Below are 17896 nucleotides of genomic sequence, written 5' to 3'. Positions count from 1 at the left end.
TCGATAACACCGAAAGGCAGAAATGACAGTCCTGCGCACCAGACGATCACGGATCATCGGACTGATCGGGGCCGCGCTCGCCGCAGCGCTCCTTGTGTCCGGGTGCTCGGCCTCGGCCGAAAACTCGAAAACGTCGTCCACTCCCGGTTCGGAGGGGAACGCCCTTCCCGCTGCGGAAGGAACGACTACTTACCCGCTGACCCTGGAATCGCCATATGGTACAAGTATTCTCGAGAAGCGCCCGGAGCGGGTTGCCGCAATCGTCCCCAATGCCGTCGACACGGAAATGCTCCTCGCGCTCGGCGTCAAACCCGTTCTCTCCTCGTCGATGGTCAAGGAGTCGGCTTCCCAGTCGTACTTGCTGCCTTACGGCGCAGAGGATCTCGACACCTTCGAGTTCGCGATGGGCGGCACACTTCCCGTCGAAGCGATCGCCGCGAGCGAACCTGACCTCATCGTCGCCGTCGGCTGGGCCGACGGCCTGGGTGGTTTGTCGATGGGCGATTACTACGAACGTTTGTCCTCCATCGCACCGGTTGTGACGAGCCCCGACACGAAGTCGCGGATGCTCGTGCCGTGGAAGGAATCGATCCGCGTACTCGGCGAAACACTCGACCTCTCGAAGGCAGCCGAAAAGATCGTGGCGGACCATGATCGGTATTTTGCGAAGGTGCGTCAGGAGAACCCTGAACTCACTGGCCTGACCGCAACCTGGGCGATCTTCTACGGAACCGGCAATGGGCTGCAGTACCTTTCAGCGCCCGATTCGGCTCCGGCAACTTTCTTGGGCGAGCTCGGTTTTGCCGAGAACCCGCGTGCACAGGAGTTCGTCACCCAAAGCACTGTCGGCGAGGAACTTCTCGAGAACATCGATGCGGACTTCCTGCTGATCGGCCGCAGTGCCGCCGGCAGCGAGGAGGATTTCGACAAGCTGACCGGCGGGAAGCTCTTCCAAGCGCTGGGAGCGGTGTCCTCCGGTCGTTGGGTCGCCCTGCCTCCTCGCACCGCCGACGGCGGCGACGTTCTGTGGGCAATCACGAGCGGTGGCCCGATCGGAACGATGTGGGCGTCTGAACATATCGTGCCGCTCATCAGCGCGAAGCTGTAGGCACGCAACTGCAGAACGGAAAGCACTCACCCGTCGCCACACGATTGTGTGGCGACGGGTCGTTCGTACAGCAGGTGTCCCGGGTTTGAGGGTTGCCTATGGGACGAAGAAGGTTGCGAAACCCGGGGTGACAGGTCCGGCGGCAGGCAATATGGCGACGGCAACTTGCCCGGCTCCAGTCTGCAGGGTTGCCTCTCCCGGGGTTCCTTGGTTGTCGCCAGAAAGCCGACCGGAGCCGGAGGCTCCTGTCGAGAGGTTCATCCAGCGCACTTCCGTCGAAAGCATGCAACCCCACCGCTCGTCTTTGGCGCCGGTGATCGTCACCGTGCCAGGTTGTTCGCCGACTACCGCCACACAGTGGACAGGGGGTGCGTCGAAGCTGCCGTTTGGGTTCCCGAACGGCGCCGGGTTGATTTGGAACGGAGCGGTGACCGCCGCGGAGGCAACGGCTGCGGGCGCGAGAACCGAAACGGCCACTATGGATACGCAGGCAGATAATCGGCGTACGAGATTCGTCACGGTAACCTCCGGTAATCGAAGACGGTGTGGTGCCCATGCTCTACCCGGAGCGCAATTACCGCAAGGGGATCCAGTTTTCGAGCCAGCGGCGGTTCGTGAATCGCTGAGTGCGTGACCGTTTGTAGAATCATTGTCCTGCAACGCGTATCGGTATACGAAGCCTGTATTGGGCAGTGAATAGCCCAATCATGCTGGGCTCCAACGAAAGTACTAACTTTCCAGCCATCGGCCAGCCGGCTTGCGGTGTAGCTCGACAAAGCTGGTGTTGTTCGCAAGGCGGGCTGAACGATTTCTCAGGGAAGGCAATGGATATGGATGATGCGCTCGTTCCGATCGAAGATGCACTCCCGCAGCTGTTCTCGCATCTTTCGCCGTTTCACGCTGGCGTGAGGGGTCTGCGGCGTGGGCAGCCAAGTCGCGTTTGGGGGGTCGAGCCTCGAACTGTCGAATGATTGCGACAGCAGTGGATTTCGTTGGATAGAAGTGCGGAGACCAATCCTGTGGTGGTGGCTGCGGGTCTCGAAATCACGTTTCATTTACCAAACAAATGCTTGATCGCTAGAGTGTGTGCGACATCGAAAGCCCGACAAAGCTCGATTTCGAAGGAGTTCGTATGGTTGCACCTCAGGCTTATGTCGTCGATGCGCTCCGCACTCCGGTGGGTACGGCACGGCTCGCTCGCAGGAGAGCACCCAGCGGACATGGGGGGCCCACGTGATCACATCGATTCTCGACCGCACTCGACTGGACCCGATGGCCGTCGACGATGTGATCTTCGGTTGTGTCGACGCTATCGGGCCGCAATCGGGCAACATTGCCCGCACCGCCTGGCTTTCAGCAGGCCTACCGTTGGACATCCCAGGAACGACAGTCGACAGACAATGCGGATCTTCACAGCAAGCCGTCCACTTCGCAGCGCAAGCGGTCATGAGCGGGACCCAAGATGTGGTGCTTGTCGGCGGTGTGCAGAACATGTCCTCGATTCCTATCTCGGCGGCAATGCGTGCCGGCAACGAGTACGGATTCGACACGCCCTTCAGCAAGTCCCGGGGGTGGGCAGCACGATTCGGCGAGGCCGAAATCTCACAGTTCGTCGGCGCCGACCTGATTGCCAAGAAATGGGGTATCAGCCGTGAAGACATGGAGGAGTGGGCACTGCAATCGCATCAGCGTGCCCGTGCTGCCATCATAGACGGCCGATTCGAGCGTGAGACAGTGTCATTGGGCCAATGCGTCGTTGACGAATGCCCACGAGAGACATCCATGGAGCAGATGGCTGCACTGCCCGCATTGAGGGATGGCTCGTTGCTGACGGCTGCTGTGGCTTCGCAGATCTGTGACGGCGCATCAGCGGCCCTGATCGTCTCCGAGAAGGCGCTCGAGGTTCATGGATTGAAGCCACGTGCGCGCATTCATCATATGAGCGTGCGGGGCGACGATCCGATGCTGCAGCTCTCGGCGCCGATACCCGCGACGAAGTATGCACTGGCGAAATCCGGCATGGCGATCGGCCAGATGGATACCGTAGAAATGAACGAGGCATTCGCTTCGGTAGTTCTGAGCTGGTTGATCGAGACGGGTGCAGATCCCTCCCGGGTCAATCCCAACGGTGGTGGAATCGCATTGGGCCACCCCCTTGGGGCCACTGGCACCAAGTTGTTCGCCACGATGTTGCACGAGTTGGACCGCATTGATGGACGGTACGGACTCCAAACCATGTGTGAGGGTGGTGGGACCGCGAACGTCACCATCATCGAGCGGCTGAGCTGAGCTCGAGAAATTGGGCGGCATGGAAGACCTTCTGTTGTAGCGCTTTGTCGGGTGCAACGCGCCCAACAGGGGTGCCGTGGCGCGGTGTGCGACGATCCGAGTGTGGGAGAACAGGCGGATCGTCTTGCTCGTGGTGAGTGGTATCTCGATGATGACGAGCTGAGGCAGCGGCGGCTGGAGTGTTGGCGTCGACTCGACTCGTTCAATGGGGCTTCGGCGGACGAGGATGCTGTCCGCTCGCGGGCTCTCGCCAGCCTTTTGGGTGAGGTAGGTGAGGGAGCTTTGGTGGTGCCGCGGTTCCAATGCAGCTACGGATACAACATTCGGCTTGGAGTAAACGCATTCGTCAACGCGAACGGGTTCTTCATGGATGATGCGCTGATCACAATCGGCGCTGACGTGAGGATCGGGCCTGGAGCCCAACTGATGACAGCGTTGCACCCTGTCGATGATCATCGCCGGCGTCGCGAGGGATGGGAGCGGGCTGCTCCGATCGTCATCGGTGAGAACACGTGGCTCGGCGCCTCAGTCACTGTCGGTGCAGGAGTTTCGATCGGTCACAACGCCGTGATCGGCGCGGGAAGTGTGGTCTTGCATGACATTCCTGATCACGTCGTTGCTGCTGGATCGCCGGCAAGGGTTATCCGTCGGACACCTGCCGAAGTTGAGGGACTGCAACGCGAGCACTAGGGCATGCGATGTCAGAGGGTGATCGTGCGGGTGGGCTCCCAGATGGCGGGGTCGCGGTGGGTGACGACGAAGACGGTGGCCGCCAATTCCCGCACGGCGCCGGCGATACGGCGCTCGGTGGCCTCGTCGAGGGCCGAGGTGGCTTCGTCGAGAACCAGGACGGGAGCGTCTTTGAGGAAGGCGCGAGCGATCGCCACCCGCTGACGTTCGCCGCCGGAGAGAGCGGCACCCTGGTGTCCGATGTCCTGATGAATACCGAGCGTCGAGCGGTCGAGAACAGCGCCGAGGGCAGCGCGCCTGGCGGCGTCCTCGATCTCGGTTTCGGTAGCGCCCGGTCTTCCAAGTCCGATGTTCTCCCCGAGGGTGCCCGAGAACACGAGTGGGTCCTGCGGCACGTAGCCGATGTGTGCCGCCAGGTCGTCGTAGGGCAAGTCGCGCAGTGAAACTCCGCCCAGAGTGACGCTGCCTTGGTCCGGATCGTCGAAGCGCATGAGCAGCCCGAGAAGTGTGCTCTTCCCCGTACCCGAGCGTCCTGCGACGAGAACTCGCTCACCCGCGGGGATCTCCGCGGTGATGCCACGCAGAACCGGAGCGTGATCTACCCCGGCGACCTCGATGTCCGTTCCAACAGGGCGCGCGGCGTCCCAGGGTGCGGGCTCGGCCAGTGCGGGAGCCGAAGTCGCTGTGCGGTAGTCGCGAACCGTTGCGCGCAGCTCGTTGACTCCGATTCCGGCCAGGGCGAGTTCGTCGAGCGGCGCAGCGGCGCGGGCGGTGAGGATGACAAGCGCGAGAGCGGCTGCGGGATCGTCGAATCCGGTGGCGGCGAGGAAAATCACTGCACCTGCCAGCGGCACAATGGTGGCGATCGCCGAGATGAATGTCGCTGGTGCCGCGGCGAGATTTGTCCGTGCAAGCGCGGCTTCCTGATTCCGCCAGCTTCGCTCGATTCGTTCGACGGAACGTGTGGGACCGGCTGCTGTGCGCAGTAATTCGAGGTGGTCGGTGAGCTCGAGTGTCGACTGAGTTGCTGCGAGCTCGGCTTCGTGTCGGCGCTCGTCCGCTCGGCTGAGCGCACGTTGGGCCAGCGTCTGAGCGACGAGCGACACGGCGAGCAGTCCACCGACGAGCAGCATGACGCCTGGCCCCGCGACGACCGCGATCCCAGGAAGCAGGAGCAGCGGGATCAGCGGTGCAACCAGGAAGGTCTGAAGTTGGTGCGCGGGAACACTCATCAGCGACGGGATTCCGCGCCCGGCGACGGTGGCGAGCAGTGCCCGGTTGTCGTCGGTGAACCAGGACAGTTTCGCACGGGCGAAGGCATCGCCGAGAGCGTCGTAGAGATCGCCGACGAGTCGAGCCCCGGTGAAGTAACCGCCCCGCGAGACCAGGACGGTCACGAATAGAGCGATGGTGGCCGTGGCCAGGACGAGAACCGGCGACCGGTGATCAGCGATCGAGAGCGCGAGGGTGGTGTACGCGATCGCCTCGAGGACAGCGACGGACACCCAACCGAGTCCGATGGTGATCAAGCGTCGTCGGGCTACATTGGCGCTGTTCATTATTCGGCTCCAGTCAGGGCTGCACTGTGCGAGGCAGCGTCGTTCACGTTTCGACCGCCGAGGTCGAGTCGATCGTCGGCATCGTCTGCAAGAGCGGGGTCGTGGGTGACGATCACAATCGTCTTTCCTTCGTCATGTGCGAGGTGTCGCAATTCCTTCAGCAGTTCGGCGGCCGTGCGATCGTCGAGTGCACTGGTCGGCTCGTCGAGCAGCAGTACTGCTGCGGGCGAGAGGAACACCCGAGCAAGCCCGACGCGCTGACGTTCTCCTCCGGAGAGTGAAGTGGCGTGGGCGTCGAGGCTGACGTCGATCTGTGCCCGGCGTAGGGCGGCGGTGTATTCCGCGTCCGTTGCATCGGGGGCGGCCAGCGCGATGTTCTCGCGCACCGTGGCAGGTAACACGTCTGCGCCCTGGGGTGTGAGCAGAACGGACTGTGGCCGCAGGTTCTCGTCGATCGCGGTGATGCTACGACCTGCGTGGCGGACGGTACCCAGTTCCGGGATCTCGAAGCCGGCCAATGCTTTCAGGAGCGTCGTCTTGCCTGCTCCACTCGGTCCCGTGATCGCAGTGATCGTGGCTGGGCGGAATGCATGCGTGACGTCGTCGACGACTCTGCGGTCCGCGATCGTGACAGTCAGGTTGACGATCTCCAGTCGATCGGAGGGACTCGAGGCCGGAACGGTTGGCGCTTCACCGGCAGGGAGGGTGGGTTCGTCCAGGGCAGCGGCGAGCCGGCCCGCAGCAGAGCGTCCAGCAGCGACGTAGTCGAGGCCGTGCCCGAGCCGCAGGGCCGGTGTCACGATTGCGAGGCTGAAGAGAATGGTGGCGGCCAACGTCGTTGCATCCCAGTGGAATCCGACGGCATAGGCGATCGCGAACGTCGCCGTCGCCTGCATGAGGGCAACGGCGACGGCCGCAGGGGTAGCCACGAGTCGAACGCGCTCCTGCATTCCCCGGGTGAACCGTGCTGTCGATTCTGCATAGTCGGCGGCAGCGCCGGTCTGCGCGCCGTAGATCCGGCAGACGCGGATGCCGCGGGCATAGTCGTCCACGGCAGTCACGATGTCGCCCATGACATCTGCACTTTCGGCGCTGTGCCGAGCGGCCATTCGGGGGATCACGACCAGGTAGAACAGAGCTGCCACGATGCCGGGAGCCAGAGCGAGAAGCGCCACGGGGCCGGCTGAGGCAACCAATGCCGCGATCGTGACCGCGGGGACCACGATGAGTGTGGCGAACTCGGCCGGTAGGTGCGCAGTCATATGGTGCAGCGCCGAGATGTCGTCCGAAACGAGCCTCCGCAGTGCGTCTCCGCTGTAGCGGGACAGCGTGCTTGCCGGTAGGCGAACGAGGTGGGCTGCGAGCTGGCGTCGAAGCCTGGCCTCGAAGAGTGACTCGGCGTGATGCGAGAGCCACGACGACGTGGCAGCGAGCGTTACCCCGGTGAGCCACAGCCCACATGCCCACCCGGCCCAGCTCATCGACGGTTCACCGATGAGTTGCACGACGCACCAGAGCGCCCCGAGCATCGCGACCCCCGACGCTGCGGCCGCGACGACCCCGGCAGCCAATGCAGGCAGCGCCGGGCGCAAGGCCGGGACCAGCGACGGTTCGACGAGAGGGCGGGGCATGGATAACTCCTTGAATCAGCGTCAGGGTGCAGGCACGACAAATGACCGAGACCTAAGGTTAGGGGTCGATGGCTCCATGTGGTTATCGCCGTACGCCGATTTCTTACACTCGCCCTGCATCTGTCGGTGTCAGGATGCGGCCGAGATGGAACTCATGACGTCCTCCCACACGCCCATGACTGCGGGTTCGGTTGGACCCGTTTGGGTGAAGACTGCCACGCATTTGCGGCGGAAGCCGTACATCTCGATCGAGGTGGTCAGGCCGTGAACGCCGTGGGTGAGGGTCAGCCAGCACTCCGAGACACCATTCAGGTCGATCATCGTCCGGCAGGTGTCGGACGCCAAAGTCAGCGTCCCCCCGAACATGGCTGCGGCGTCGAGGTCACCACGGTGGATCTGCAGGCATCCGTTCCCGGCGACGACGGTCGTGACGGGCAGTTGGTGGTAGGACAGGTGCTCCATCCCGGCAGCCATGAGGTGAGGATCGACTCGCCGGTAACCGAGGGCGCCCAGAGCGACCAGGCCGCTACGACGTTCGCTGCCGCCGTCCGCGAGGATGAAGTCGAGCTGTGTCAGCTGATCGGCTTCGGCCCAGAATGCGGGCGTATTCGATGTCTGGATGGGAGGGCTTGTTTCCCTCGCAGTGCTCGGCGCAGTTCGCATCGCTTCGAAGGCGAGACGATCCGAGGCCGGGGTCAAATACGTGGTGTGTGAACTTGATCCGTGGATGTCGAACATGCGGAGCGTCGGCGGTAGGTGCTGCCCTGCTTCAGTGGTCACCACCGAGCCGAGGGAGGCAACGTTCAAACGTAGAGAGACGAGCCCGGGCGCGCAGACCAACGGATCGCCGGGAAATGTCGGAACGGAGTACTTGCCCGAGTCGTTGACAGCCACCGGACCTGCAACGGTGATTGCTACGGCGTCGTCCAAGAGTGGCAGCATTTTGCCGACTACCTCAGGTGCGGTGTCGATCAGTCCGCCGCGGAACCCTGGACGCGCAAGCAGTGCGTCCAGGTCCGACATGCGTGCCAAAGCTGCGCAACGACATTCGCCACGGTGCGGGCACATCTCAGTAGACATCCCTTAGGTACCGCTTCGATCGTTTGAGGTTGTTGACGTAATCCTCGGCGGCGTCCGCATCCAACCCACCGTGCTCGGCGACGACCTCGTGCAATGCGTCGTCGACGTCCTTTGCCATCCGAGTGGCGTCGCCGCAGACGTACACGTGCGCACCGTTTTCGAGCCAGTCGAACAAGTCTCGGCCCTGCTCGCGCATACGAGTCTGGACGTAGATCTTCTCGGACTGATCGCGCGAGAAGGCCAGATCGAGGCGAGTCAGGACACCGTCACGGGTCAGCCCGTTCAACTCGTCCTCGTAGATGAAGTCGCTCGACTGATGCTGATCGCCGAAGAAGAGCCAATTCTGCCCCGACGCGTTGCGCGCGCGACGCTCGTGCAGGAAAGCGCGGAAGGGTGCGATACCGGTGCCGGGTCCGATCATCACGACGGGAGTAGTGTCATCGGCAGGTAGGCGGAACGAATTGTTCTTGGAGACAAAAACTCCGACCCGATCTCCCTCGCCGACGCGGTCCGCCAGGTACGTCGAGCAGACGCCGCCGCGGTCCCGCTCGCCCGAGCGGTAGCGCACACTCGCTACCGTCAGATGGACGGTGCCGTCGTGGGCCAGCGGGCTGGAGGAGATCGAATAGACCCGATGTTGCAGCGGGCGAAGAAGTGTAAGCAGATCCTCGGGATTCAGGCGAATGCTGTTGTCCAACTGGAGGAGATCGAGAACGTCCTTGCCCCACAGCCACGCATCGAGCGCTTCCCGATCTTCCGTGTCGAGAATATGCTGCAGTTCGGCGTCGCCGCTGCGTCGGGCGATGTCTTCGATCAAATCGCGCGAGGGAATGGAGATCTCGTAGTCGCTGGTCAACACCTGGTCCAACGGTGCGGACGAGCCGTCTTTCGCGGTAACCACGTAATCGCCGCTGACACCGAGCTGATGGATGATCGCCTCGACGAGGGCGGGGTCGTTGATCGGGCGGATGCCCAATCCATCTCCGGCCTCGTAGTCCAGACCGTCCTCGTCGAGCGCAAAGGTGAAGTGGCGGACTTCCTTGGCTGAGTCCTCGCCGGACAACAGCCGGTTGGCGAGGACGGTTGCAGGATAGGGGTTCTTGCGAGTCCACTGGGACTTGGTCTTCGTCTGAGCGGGCGCAACCGGCGAGGCAGCGGCCCCCGCATCACCGTCGACACCGGCCACCGCAGCGACGGCCCGAACGATCCACTCGGCCGCCGGATCCTCGTAGTCGACGTCGCAATCGGTGCGGTCGACAACCCGGGTCCCGCCGAGCGCTTCGAAGCGGGCGTCGATGTTCTTTCCCGACTGGCAGTACCCGTCGTAGCTGGTGTCACCGAGTGCGAGTACTCCGAAGTAGAGACCCTCCAGCCGGGGCGCACTCTCGGATTCGACTGCATCCCAGAACAGCTGCGCGTTGTCGGGCATCTCGCCCTCGCCGTAGGTGGAGGTGATGACGAGCACCCGGCGCATGGCGGAAAGTGCATTGATATCCACGGTGTCCAGACTCGCGACAAGTGGTTCGAGACCGTGGGCACGAGCAGCTGCGGCTACGTCTTCAGCCAAGGACTCCGCGTTGCCGGTCTGACTTCCGTAAAGGATGTGCACGGCTGCGCCGGCAGCTCTCTCCACTGTCGCTGTTGCAGTACCGGTTTGACCGGACATGACAGTTCGCGAGTGTAGACCGGCCAGGAATCCGGAAAGCCACGCGCGCTGGTCGCCGGTGAACGGTGCGTATTCGGGGATGTACGGGATTTCCATGATTTGAAGCTCACCTACTTTCGGGGAGGAGGTCAGGACACCAGGTCGGGGATCGTGCGCGAAGCGAACAGTTCGTCGAAGTTCGGCAGTGATCCGAGCTTGTCCCGATTCTTGTTGTCTTGAAACAGAATCCACCCGTACGTCGCCGGGCTGTCCATGGCCAACACGTTGCGTAGGCTCAGCGCCTGCTTGTAGTCGTCGACCCGCTTGGCTGCAATCAGCGCAGCCAACTGTTCGTCGTCGTAGTCGGCCAGAATCTCTTTCGAGTACTTGACCAAGTGCTGGACGAGGGCGAAGTCCTCGGTCAGCACCAGGTTTCGGGCCGCTTTCTGCACTGCTGGATCGTCGGGTCCGGACGCACCCGGCGTGCGGGCGGTGGCGAGTTGTTGCGCGAAGTGAAGCACGGTGTACGCACTGAGCAGCGCATACATCGTCGCGGTATCGGTCTCGCCATAGGCGGGGACTGCTCCGTTCAGTGCGGGGCGCCCATCGCGCACTGCGAGTTTGAACGTGCGGACCTGACGTGCTGCGATGGCGGACGCCAATTCTTCGAGAAGCTCTTTGTGCGACTTCGCAGCCAGGATTGCATCGCTGTCCTGGTAAAGCATCAATGCCTTGGGCATCGCGTAGACGAACGAGTGCTGTTCGACTTCCCAGTTCTCGAGCAGTCGGGTGCCGAGCGCGGATCCCGTTGCCTCCACATGCAGTTCGAGCAGGAGTTGTACTGCGTGGTTGTGGACGGCGGCAAGACGGTCGGTCGCAGCGGTGATCGAACCCAGCAGTACGGAATCGGTACTTGCTCGCAGTGCCAATTCGCCACGAGGGTCGTACTGGTAGAAGAAGCCACCACTCATGCCGTTGCCGACACCCTTGCCGAACTCGCCGAGATTCACGACAGCACCGTTAGTCATGTACTCGCCGGCGAAGTCTCCGACACCTTCGACGACAGCACTGGCGCCGGAGTTGCGAACTGCGAAGCGATCGCCTGCTTCACCTTCGACGAACACTCGTCCACCGGTGGCGCCGAAGAGCGCGAAGTTGCCGATCAACACGTTTCCACCGGCGTCACTGGAGCCGCCGCCTGGGCTGCGCACGGCAATCACGCCGCCGCTCATGCTCTTTCCTACGCCGTCGTTACATGTCCCGGTGTGTTCCAGGTGCATGCCGTCGTTGCAGAATGCGCCGAACGACAGGCCCGCAGATCCGGTCGTCAGGACGCGCACGCTGCCCGGCGCCAGGTAGCGTCGCCCACGCTCGTCGGTCAGTACTCCCGGAGCGAGAAGGCCGGCCGCTCCGTAGTTGAGTTCGCGTTCGAGGTCGATCGCCAACTGACCACCGACGCTCTTGTTCCGGTTACCCAGGTGCAGTGCACCTTCGGCGAATTCAGGTCCGGACACGGCGACCGAGGCCTCGCCACGGTTGAAGAACACCGTACGAACCTCGTCCATGATCTTCTCGTCGAGCGCGTACTCACGTTCGAGGTACACAGGATTGTCGATGGTGATGTCCGGGGCGGACTCGAACATCGCGTCCAGCTTCAGATTGCCGACAATAGACGGGTGATCGAGCAGATGCAGGAGATCCGTTCGACCCCGCGCTTCCTGAAGGGACCGCATTCCCAGATTCGCGAGCAGTTCCCGAGTTTCGTGAGCGATGTTGAGAAGGTACTGCGCCATCGCGCGGGGATCGCCGTCGAACAGTTCCGGGTTGGTGGTCAGACCGGCGGGGCACTTGATGTTGCAGTTCTTGGCCATGACGCAGCCCATCATCATCAGCGCCGACGTACCGAACTCGAAGCTGTCTGCGCCGAGTAGGGCGGAAGTGATGATGTCGCTGCCGGTCTGATGCGCGCCCGAGCATCGCAGAACGACTTTCTGGCGAAGGCCGTTGGCACACAGAGCTTGATGGACCTCCGCGATACCGACCTCGGCCGCACGACCCGCGTATTTGAGGCTGGTCACCGAAGCTGCGCCGGTGCCACCGGTATTTCCGGCGACGTTGATGACGTCGGCGCCGGCCTTGGCGACACCGACGGCGATGGTGCCGATTCCTTCCGAGGACACCAACTTCACGATCACCCGAATGCGAGCTGCCTTGCAGTCGTGGATGAGCTGAGCGAGGTCCTCGATGGAGTACGTGTCGTGGTGAGGCGGCGGCGAAACCAGTTCGACGCCGGGCGTTCCGCCGCGGGCGGCAGCGATGTCGACGGTGACCTTGGCGGCCGGAAGCTGCCCGCCCTCACCGGGTTTTGCGCCTTGGCCGAGTTTGATCTCGATCTCTTCGAGCATCGGATCGGCGAGGTAGCCCGCCCAGATTCCGAAGCGTCCGGATGCAAACTGCTTGATGCGCGATGCACGAATCGTGTTGTAGCGCGAAAGGTGTTCGCCGCCTTCGCCGCTGTTGGACATCGCACCGACCATGTTCGTGCCGTGCGCGACGGCTTCGTGCGCCGGAGCGTTCAGTGCGCCATGGCTCATGGCACCCGACGCCAACTTCGGTGTGATGTCGCTTGCACTCTGTACCTCGGAGAGAGGTACACCTGCCGGTGCGACCCTCAGCTTGGAAAGGAACTCTGCCGCAATACCGGTTGCATTCAGCACCAGATCCGGGTCGGTGGCCTCGATGGTGACGTCGTCGGCAAAGGCGACGGAAAGAGCATCGCCGAGTGCTACCACCCGAGCGGTGTCGTCGGCCAGTGGACCGTCCAGGCTAAGTGTGTACTGGCCGTCCGCGGCAGATTCACACCGGATTCCACGAATCACGATCGTCTTATTGCCGCGCACCGAGAATCGGCTGATCTGGTCGGTGAACTCGGCTGTCGTCACCGCAAATGTGACATCACCGGGCACGGAGATGACATCGCGCAACGCGGCGGGACGACGCGATCGTTCCGCAGCCATGACAGTGGAAAAGTCCCGGTACCCGGCGGTGATGTCGAAGTCGTCGATCTGCTCGGTGGTCAACCGGTCGAAGCTCGTCGCCCGGTATGCCCCGGCGTCGAGGCGGAAGGCGTCGTCGAGCCGTCCGAGCGGCAGTAGACGTAGAGCCTCGAATTGTTCTGTTCCGGAGGGACTGTCGAACGCGATCTTCTCCTCGGTGAGTTCGACGTACTTACGGACCGCGGTGGTACCGAACGAATGCCCTGCGCCGTCTGCACGCTCCTTGAACAGGCCGAGCAGTGGCAGATCCTTCTCGCCCCCGACTGCGCTCGCACGCTCGTGCCACTGCTTCGAGGTCACCGCGACGGTGTCGAAACCGACGCCACCCACCGGTGACTTCATGTTGGGGAACCACTGGCGCAGAACAGGGTCGGACGTATCGAGGAAGTTGGGTTCGAAAAATTCTCCGCCGATGTAGCTTTCGACGGTGCACAGACCGACGCGTCCCATCGTCTTCATCAGGGACTTCTCGGCGGCCTTCGCGAAGCGTCGGAACGCGGCATCCGGGTCAGCGGCGAACTTCTCCTCGGCTCGCAACTGAACGGACAGCGGGTAGACGGCGGAAGCGCCGAAACCGAGTGCGGCCGCAACGTGGTGTGAGGACTCGATCTGGCCGCTCTCCACGATGAGAGAGACGCGCAATCGCAGGCCCGCGTCGATGAGGCGTTGGTTCAATGCTCCGACGACCATGATCGCGGGAAGTGTTGCGCGCTCGTGAGATACGTGGCGGTCGGTCAGGACTGCGATTCCGCCCTGTTCGGCCGCGAAGGCTACAACAGCGTTGCCGAGCGCGGTCATCGCGTCGACCATTGCCTGCGCGTCACCCTCGGCGGGGTAGAGCATTTCGAAGCGGCGGTGCGGAGTGTGGTTCTGTTCGCGGATCTTGAGCATGTCCAGGTGCCCGAGGATCGGCGAGGCGATGACGATCTGCTTGCCCTGTCCGGGGGACATCTTCGCACCCAATGCAACCCTGAGAGTCATACCGTCCGCTTCCCGGATGCTGTCGAGGGGAGGGTTGGTGACCTGGGCGAATCGCTGCGAAAAGTAACGAGCCACGCCGCCTTCGCGGTCGCTGAATGCGTTGATGGCGTTGCCGTAACCCATGGCGGAGACCTTTTCGGCTCCGTGCGTGAGCATCGGATCCATCAGGAATTTGAAACTTTCCTGATCCAGGGAGTACGCCATGTAGCGCTGATGTATCTCGAAGGTGCCGTTGTAACGGGTCGGGGAGCTGACTTTCTCCGCTGGCACGGCGGGAATGTCTTCGATCAGGATTCGCGATTGCTCCAGCAACGACTGGTAGTCGCGCTGAGCGGCAATCTTTTCCAGAGCTTCGCGGGCAGTGTAGGTATGGCGATCGCGATGATCGAAGTACAACATTCCGCCGGCCTCGACGCGGCCACGGTGAATCACCGTCTCGGGTGCGAACGCGATCTGTCCGGCTTCGGAGAATGCGCACACGTAGTCGTGCGTCTCGATCGTGCGTAGTGGACGCAGACCGAGGCGATCCAGGCGCGCACCGATGATGGTGCCGTCGCCGAACACCAGCGCTGCCGGTCCGTCGTTCTTCTCCTCGTACAGCGAGAAGTACTCGAACATCGCACGCACTGCGGGGGAGAGAGTGGTGTCGTTTTCCCAGGCCGGCGGCATCATCGAGACCACAGCCGTCACCAGGTCGACACTGTCCTCGATGACGCGTGCTTCCAGGGTCTGATCGAGTCGGCAACTGTCGGACTGGCCGGGCGGACGGACGATCGCACGTCGTTTTGCACTGGCGACAGCAGCTTCGGAGAGCCGATTCTTCTTGTCCGTGTTCAGTTCTCCGTTGTGAGCCATGAACCGGAACGGCTGCGCCATCGTGGGATGCGGGTCCGTGTTGGTCGAGAACCGCGTATGGAAGTACATCGTGTGCACGGCGTGATCGGGGTCGACCAGGTCGCGGAAGTACGGGATCACTTCGTCGGAGTTCAAGCGACCCTTGAGAACCTGAGTTCGCGCGCTGAGCGAGAGTGGGTACAACCCGCGTAGTGCAGGGGTGTTGTACGCGATTGCCTCGATGGCGAGCAGAGCTTCGTGCACGAGGCGATCGACTACCGCAGGCTCGGGGCGAGGAGTGGGCACCTCGAAAATCCACTGCCTGACCGGAAGTTGATGCGCGATCGCGGCCGGCCGAATCGCCGAGTTGTCGACCGGGACGTCGCGCACTGCGAGAGTGGTGAAACCGCGATCGAGAAGTTCACGTTCGACCAGGGCGGCAGCGCGAGCGTGCTGGGCGTCGTCGTCCGGAAGGAAGAAGTTGCCGACGCAGAAGCGTCCGGCGCGAAGGTCGGAGCGCCCGGTTACCTTGCGGAAGAACCGGAGGGAGAGGTCCACCGAGACGCCGCCGCCGTCGCCGACGCCCTCGGAGGACATACCGCCGCGGTGCGGAACCGAGCAGAGCGCTTCGCGGCCCTTGATCAGGACATCGTGGGTCTGCACGCCGTCCTTGCGCGTGATGAACCCGACCCCGCAACTGCTCTTGTCATCTGCGGGGTCGTACAAACCGACGATGGACGTGCTCACTGCAGCAACCTTCTCCCTGTCCTGGTTGCCCGGAGATTGTTCGACCGGGCAGATACGACGGCATGTATTCCGTCAGGGCAGGGCGTCGCTGCTTCGATGAAGCGGCACCCGAATGGGTTCAGACTACTGAGTAGAGGCTTACCTTAGTCAAGTCTGCTTGGTGTGACTTGGATCTGAGCAGGTCAGAGGGTTGCTTTGTAGGCAAGTGCGTAGGCGATCTTGCCCGGCTTGTCGTCTGTGTACGGCTTGGACAGCTTTGCGAACTCGCCCTTGGACTCGGCTTTGCCGTCGTTCCAGGCCGACAGGACGCCAAGATCGGTGGCAGTGAATCCGCTGTCGACGACGGCATCGCCTGTCAACGCTGTCTGTGCTTTGGTCACCGACTTCACGGTGCCCAGGTAGCTGGAGAGATCATCGCGATTCCAGTTGGTGAGGTCGACGGGCGCGGTGTCGCGGACCCAGGCGCCCCAGTAGAACTCCTGGAACGGAATCGTGCCTGCGGCGAATCCGATGTCGCGGGAGAAGTACATCAAGCTGCGGTACTTGTCGTCGGCGAAGTTGGCCAGGCCGACGCTCTTCGGCAGAGCCTGGACTGGTACCTGGTTTCCGTCGACGTCACGCGACCAGACCCACTTGTTCTTCTCCATCTCGGTCCAGAAGGCACCTTCACTCAAGCCGCTGAGGTTGCCGAGAACCCGCAGTCTCACGTGAAGGTCGGGACCGCCGTCGGCCGTCTCGATGAAGGACGTGAGGGTGTGGTGACCGTCGGTCAGGTAGAGATCGCCGCGGGGTCCGACGACCACGGTCTTCATGGGCGCGATGCTCTCGACGGTTTCCTGACCCACTGGAATCTGGCAGGTGAAGGACGACGGGTCCTTCAGCGTCGACGCCGCAGTAGCGGTCGCGGCCTGGATCTGGCCGTTCGCCTCACACCAGTCGTCGAACTTCTTGTTGATCGTGTCTTTTCCGAGCGTGTATCGCCCGAGCTTGTAGTACACCTCGTCGTAGCCGAGTGACGGTTGTGTCGCGTGAACGTCGCCGATGCGCACGTCCAGGAGATCACCTTCCTTGGCGCACAGGTACTCCGATCCGCCGGCGGAGCCTGAGAACGAACCGGTGGAGATTCCGCCACACGCGAGGGGAGCGGCGACAGCGGGAGTGCTGACCAATGTTCCGGCGCCGAGCAGTGCCAGTGTTGTGAGTGCCGAGATGGCGGAACGACGCATGTGGGGATCTCTCCTGATGATGGGTTCGCACGTGAAGAAGCTTGCGTCACAATCGCTCAGGGTGGTTTCGGACTTACTGACAACAGACGTCCGCGCGGTGGCTACCACGTGAATTCACGTCGTAACCACCGCGCGGTGAGCCTGTTGGTTGATCAGCCCTGCAGTTGATCAGCCTTGCAATTGATCAGCCCTTGTAGTTGTAGAAGCCCTCGCCGACAGCAACGCCGAGCTTGCCCTCGTCGATGTAGTTCTTCTTGATGTAGTCGGCGAATTCGCGCTGCTTCTCGCCGCCCTGGGAGGAGATGTTGTAGACGGTGGTCAACCCGACGACGTCCATGATCTGGAAGGGGCCGAACGGGGCTCCGGTGCCGATACGCCACGTCTTGTCGACCATGTCGGGATCGGCGATGCCGTCGATCAGCAGGTCGGAGGCCGCGTTGAGGAGCGGGACCAGGAGCGAGTTGAGTACGTAGCCCGCCTTCTCCTTCTTGAGTTCGATCGGCACCATGCCGATGTTCTTCGCGAACTCGACGACCTCGCGGTACACGGCGGGGTCGGTGGACTCGGTGCCCATGACCTCGGCAGTGTTGTTGACCCACACGTGATTTGCGAAGTGCAGTGCGAGGAACTTCTCGGGGCGGCCGGTGAACTCCTTGAGATCGCTCGGCAGCAGCGTCGAGGAGTTGGTAGCGAACACCGTGTGCTCAGGAGCAACCGTGGCAAGCTTCTCGTAGGTGTCGCGCTTGATGGCGATGTCCTCGGGAATTGCCTCGATGAGCAGGTCGGCCTTGGCGACGGCTTCGCCTAGATCGTACGAGTACGTAATACGTTGCAGCGCTTCGTCAGCCTTGCCTTCCTTGGAACCCTCGACGTTCTCGGCCTTGTAGGCCGCGGCCAACGAGTCGAACCGAGCCTTGGCCTTTTCGATGACCTCGGCGTTGATGTCGTACGCGACGACGTCGAAGCCGTGATAGGCGGTCTGATAGGCGATCTGTGAGCCGAGAACTCCGGTACCCAGAACGGTGATCTGCTTCAGTTCAGTCATTTTCG

Annotated in this window: 10 protein-coding genes and 1 pseudogene; 3 read left to right on the top strand and 8 right to left on the bottom strand. The window is 62.6% G+C overall.

Annotation, left to right across the window (positions count from 1 at the left end; genetic code table 11):
- Positions 1-22 precede the first annotated feature (22 nt).
- Positions 23-1108: an ABC transporter substrate-binding protein gene (locus GN300_RS09005; protein ID WP_063315489.1), complete on the top strand. Its 1086-nt coding sequence runs from the start codon at positions 23-25 to the stop codon at positions 1106-1108.
- Positions 1109-1204: 96 nt separating this feature from the next.
- Here GN300_RS09005 and GN300_RS09000 read toward each other — a convergent pair whose 3' ends face one another.
- A complete protein-coding gene (locus tag GN300_RS09000) occupies positions 1205-1585 on the bottom strand; it encodes a hypothetical protein (RefSeq protein ID WP_063315490.1) in 381 nt (126 codons plus the stop codon).
- 655 nt (positions 1586-2240) lie between these two features.
- Between GN300_RS09000 and GN300_RS08995 the strand changes: the two are divergent.
- Both GN300_RS08995 and GN300_RS08990 read left to right on the top strand, forming a co-directional pair.
- Positions 2241-3397, top strand: a pseudogene (locus GN300_RS08995) (acetyl-CoA C-acetyltransferase).
- Positions 3398-3499: 102 nt separating this feature from the next.
- Positions 3500-4087 carry a sugar O-acetyltransferase gene (locus GN300_RS08990; protein WP_063316004.1) on the top strand — a complete coding sequence of 196 codons (588 nt, stop codon included), beginning with the start codon at positions 3500-3502 and terminating at the stop codon, positions 4085-4087.
- Between the two features lie 11 nt (positions 4088-4098).
- Here the strand turns inward: GN300_RS08990 and GN300_RS08985 are convergent, their stop codons facing one another.
- The 7 genes from GN300_RS08985 to GN300_RS08955 form a co-directional block, all read right to left on the bottom strand.
- Positions 4099-5646 carry an ABC transporter ATP-binding protein gene (locus tag GN300_RS08985; protein WP_063315491.1) on the bottom strand — a complete coding sequence of 516 codons (1548 nt, stop codon included), beginning with the start codon at positions 5644-5646 and terminating at the stop codon, positions 4099-4101.
- On the bottom strand, positions 5646-7277 hold the full coding sequence (locus GN300_RS08980; protein ID WP_063315492.1) for an ABC transporter ATP-binding protein: 1632 nt from the start codon (positions 7275-7277) through the stop codon (positions 5646-5648). The genes GN300_RS08985 and GN300_RS08980 overlap by 1 nt, the downstream gene beginning before the upstream one ends.
- 129 nt (positions 7278-7406) lie before the next feature.
- Positions 7407-8300, bottom strand: coding sequence for a hypothetical protein (locus GN300_RS08975; protein ID WP_063316005.1), 894 nt, complete (start codon positions 8298-8300; stop codon positions 7407-7409).
- A gap of 46 nt (positions 8301-8346) precedes the next feature.
- Positions 8347-10119 (bottom strand): sulfite reductase subunit alpha, encoded by a 1773-nt coding sequence (locus tag GN300_RS08970; RefSeq protein ID WP_063315493.1) that lies wholly within the window; start codon positions 10117-10119, stop codon positions 8347-8349.
- Between the two features lie 32 nt (positions 10120-10151).
- Positions 10152-15620 carry a glutamate synthase-related protein gene (locus GN300_RS08965; RefSeq protein ID WP_063315494.1) on the bottom strand — a complete coding sequence of 1823 codons (5469 nt, stop codon included), beginning with the start codon at positions 15618-15620 and terminating at the stop codon, positions 10152-10154.
- 182 nt (positions 15621-15802) lie between these two features.
- The gene (locus GN300_RS08960) at positions 15803-16846 is read right to left on the bottom strand and encodes a ParB/Srx family N-terminal domain-containing protein (protein ID WP_063315495.1); all 1044 of its coding nucleotides are present in this window, start codon (positions 16844-16846) and stop codon (positions 15803-15805) included.
- A 184-nt stretch (positions 16847-17030) separates the two neighbouring features.
- On the bottom strand, positions 17031-17891 hold the full coding sequence (locus GN300_RS08955) for a 3-hydroxyacyl-CoA dehydrogenase (protein WP_063315496.1): 861 nt from the start codon (positions 17889-17891) through the stop codon (positions 17031-17033).
- Between the last annotated feature and the right edge of the window lie 5 nt (positions 17892-17896).

It is taken from the genome of Rhodococcus sp. Ni2, assembly GCF_021352185.1.
In the GTDB taxonomy this organism is placed as follows: Bacteria; Actinomycetota; Actinomycetes; order Mycobacteriales; family Mycobacteriaceae; genus Rhodococcus_F; species Rhodococcus_F qingshengii.
The sequence above is the reverse complement of the archived record's forward strand: the minus strand, read 5'-3'. Positions and strand labels throughout refer to the sequence as shown.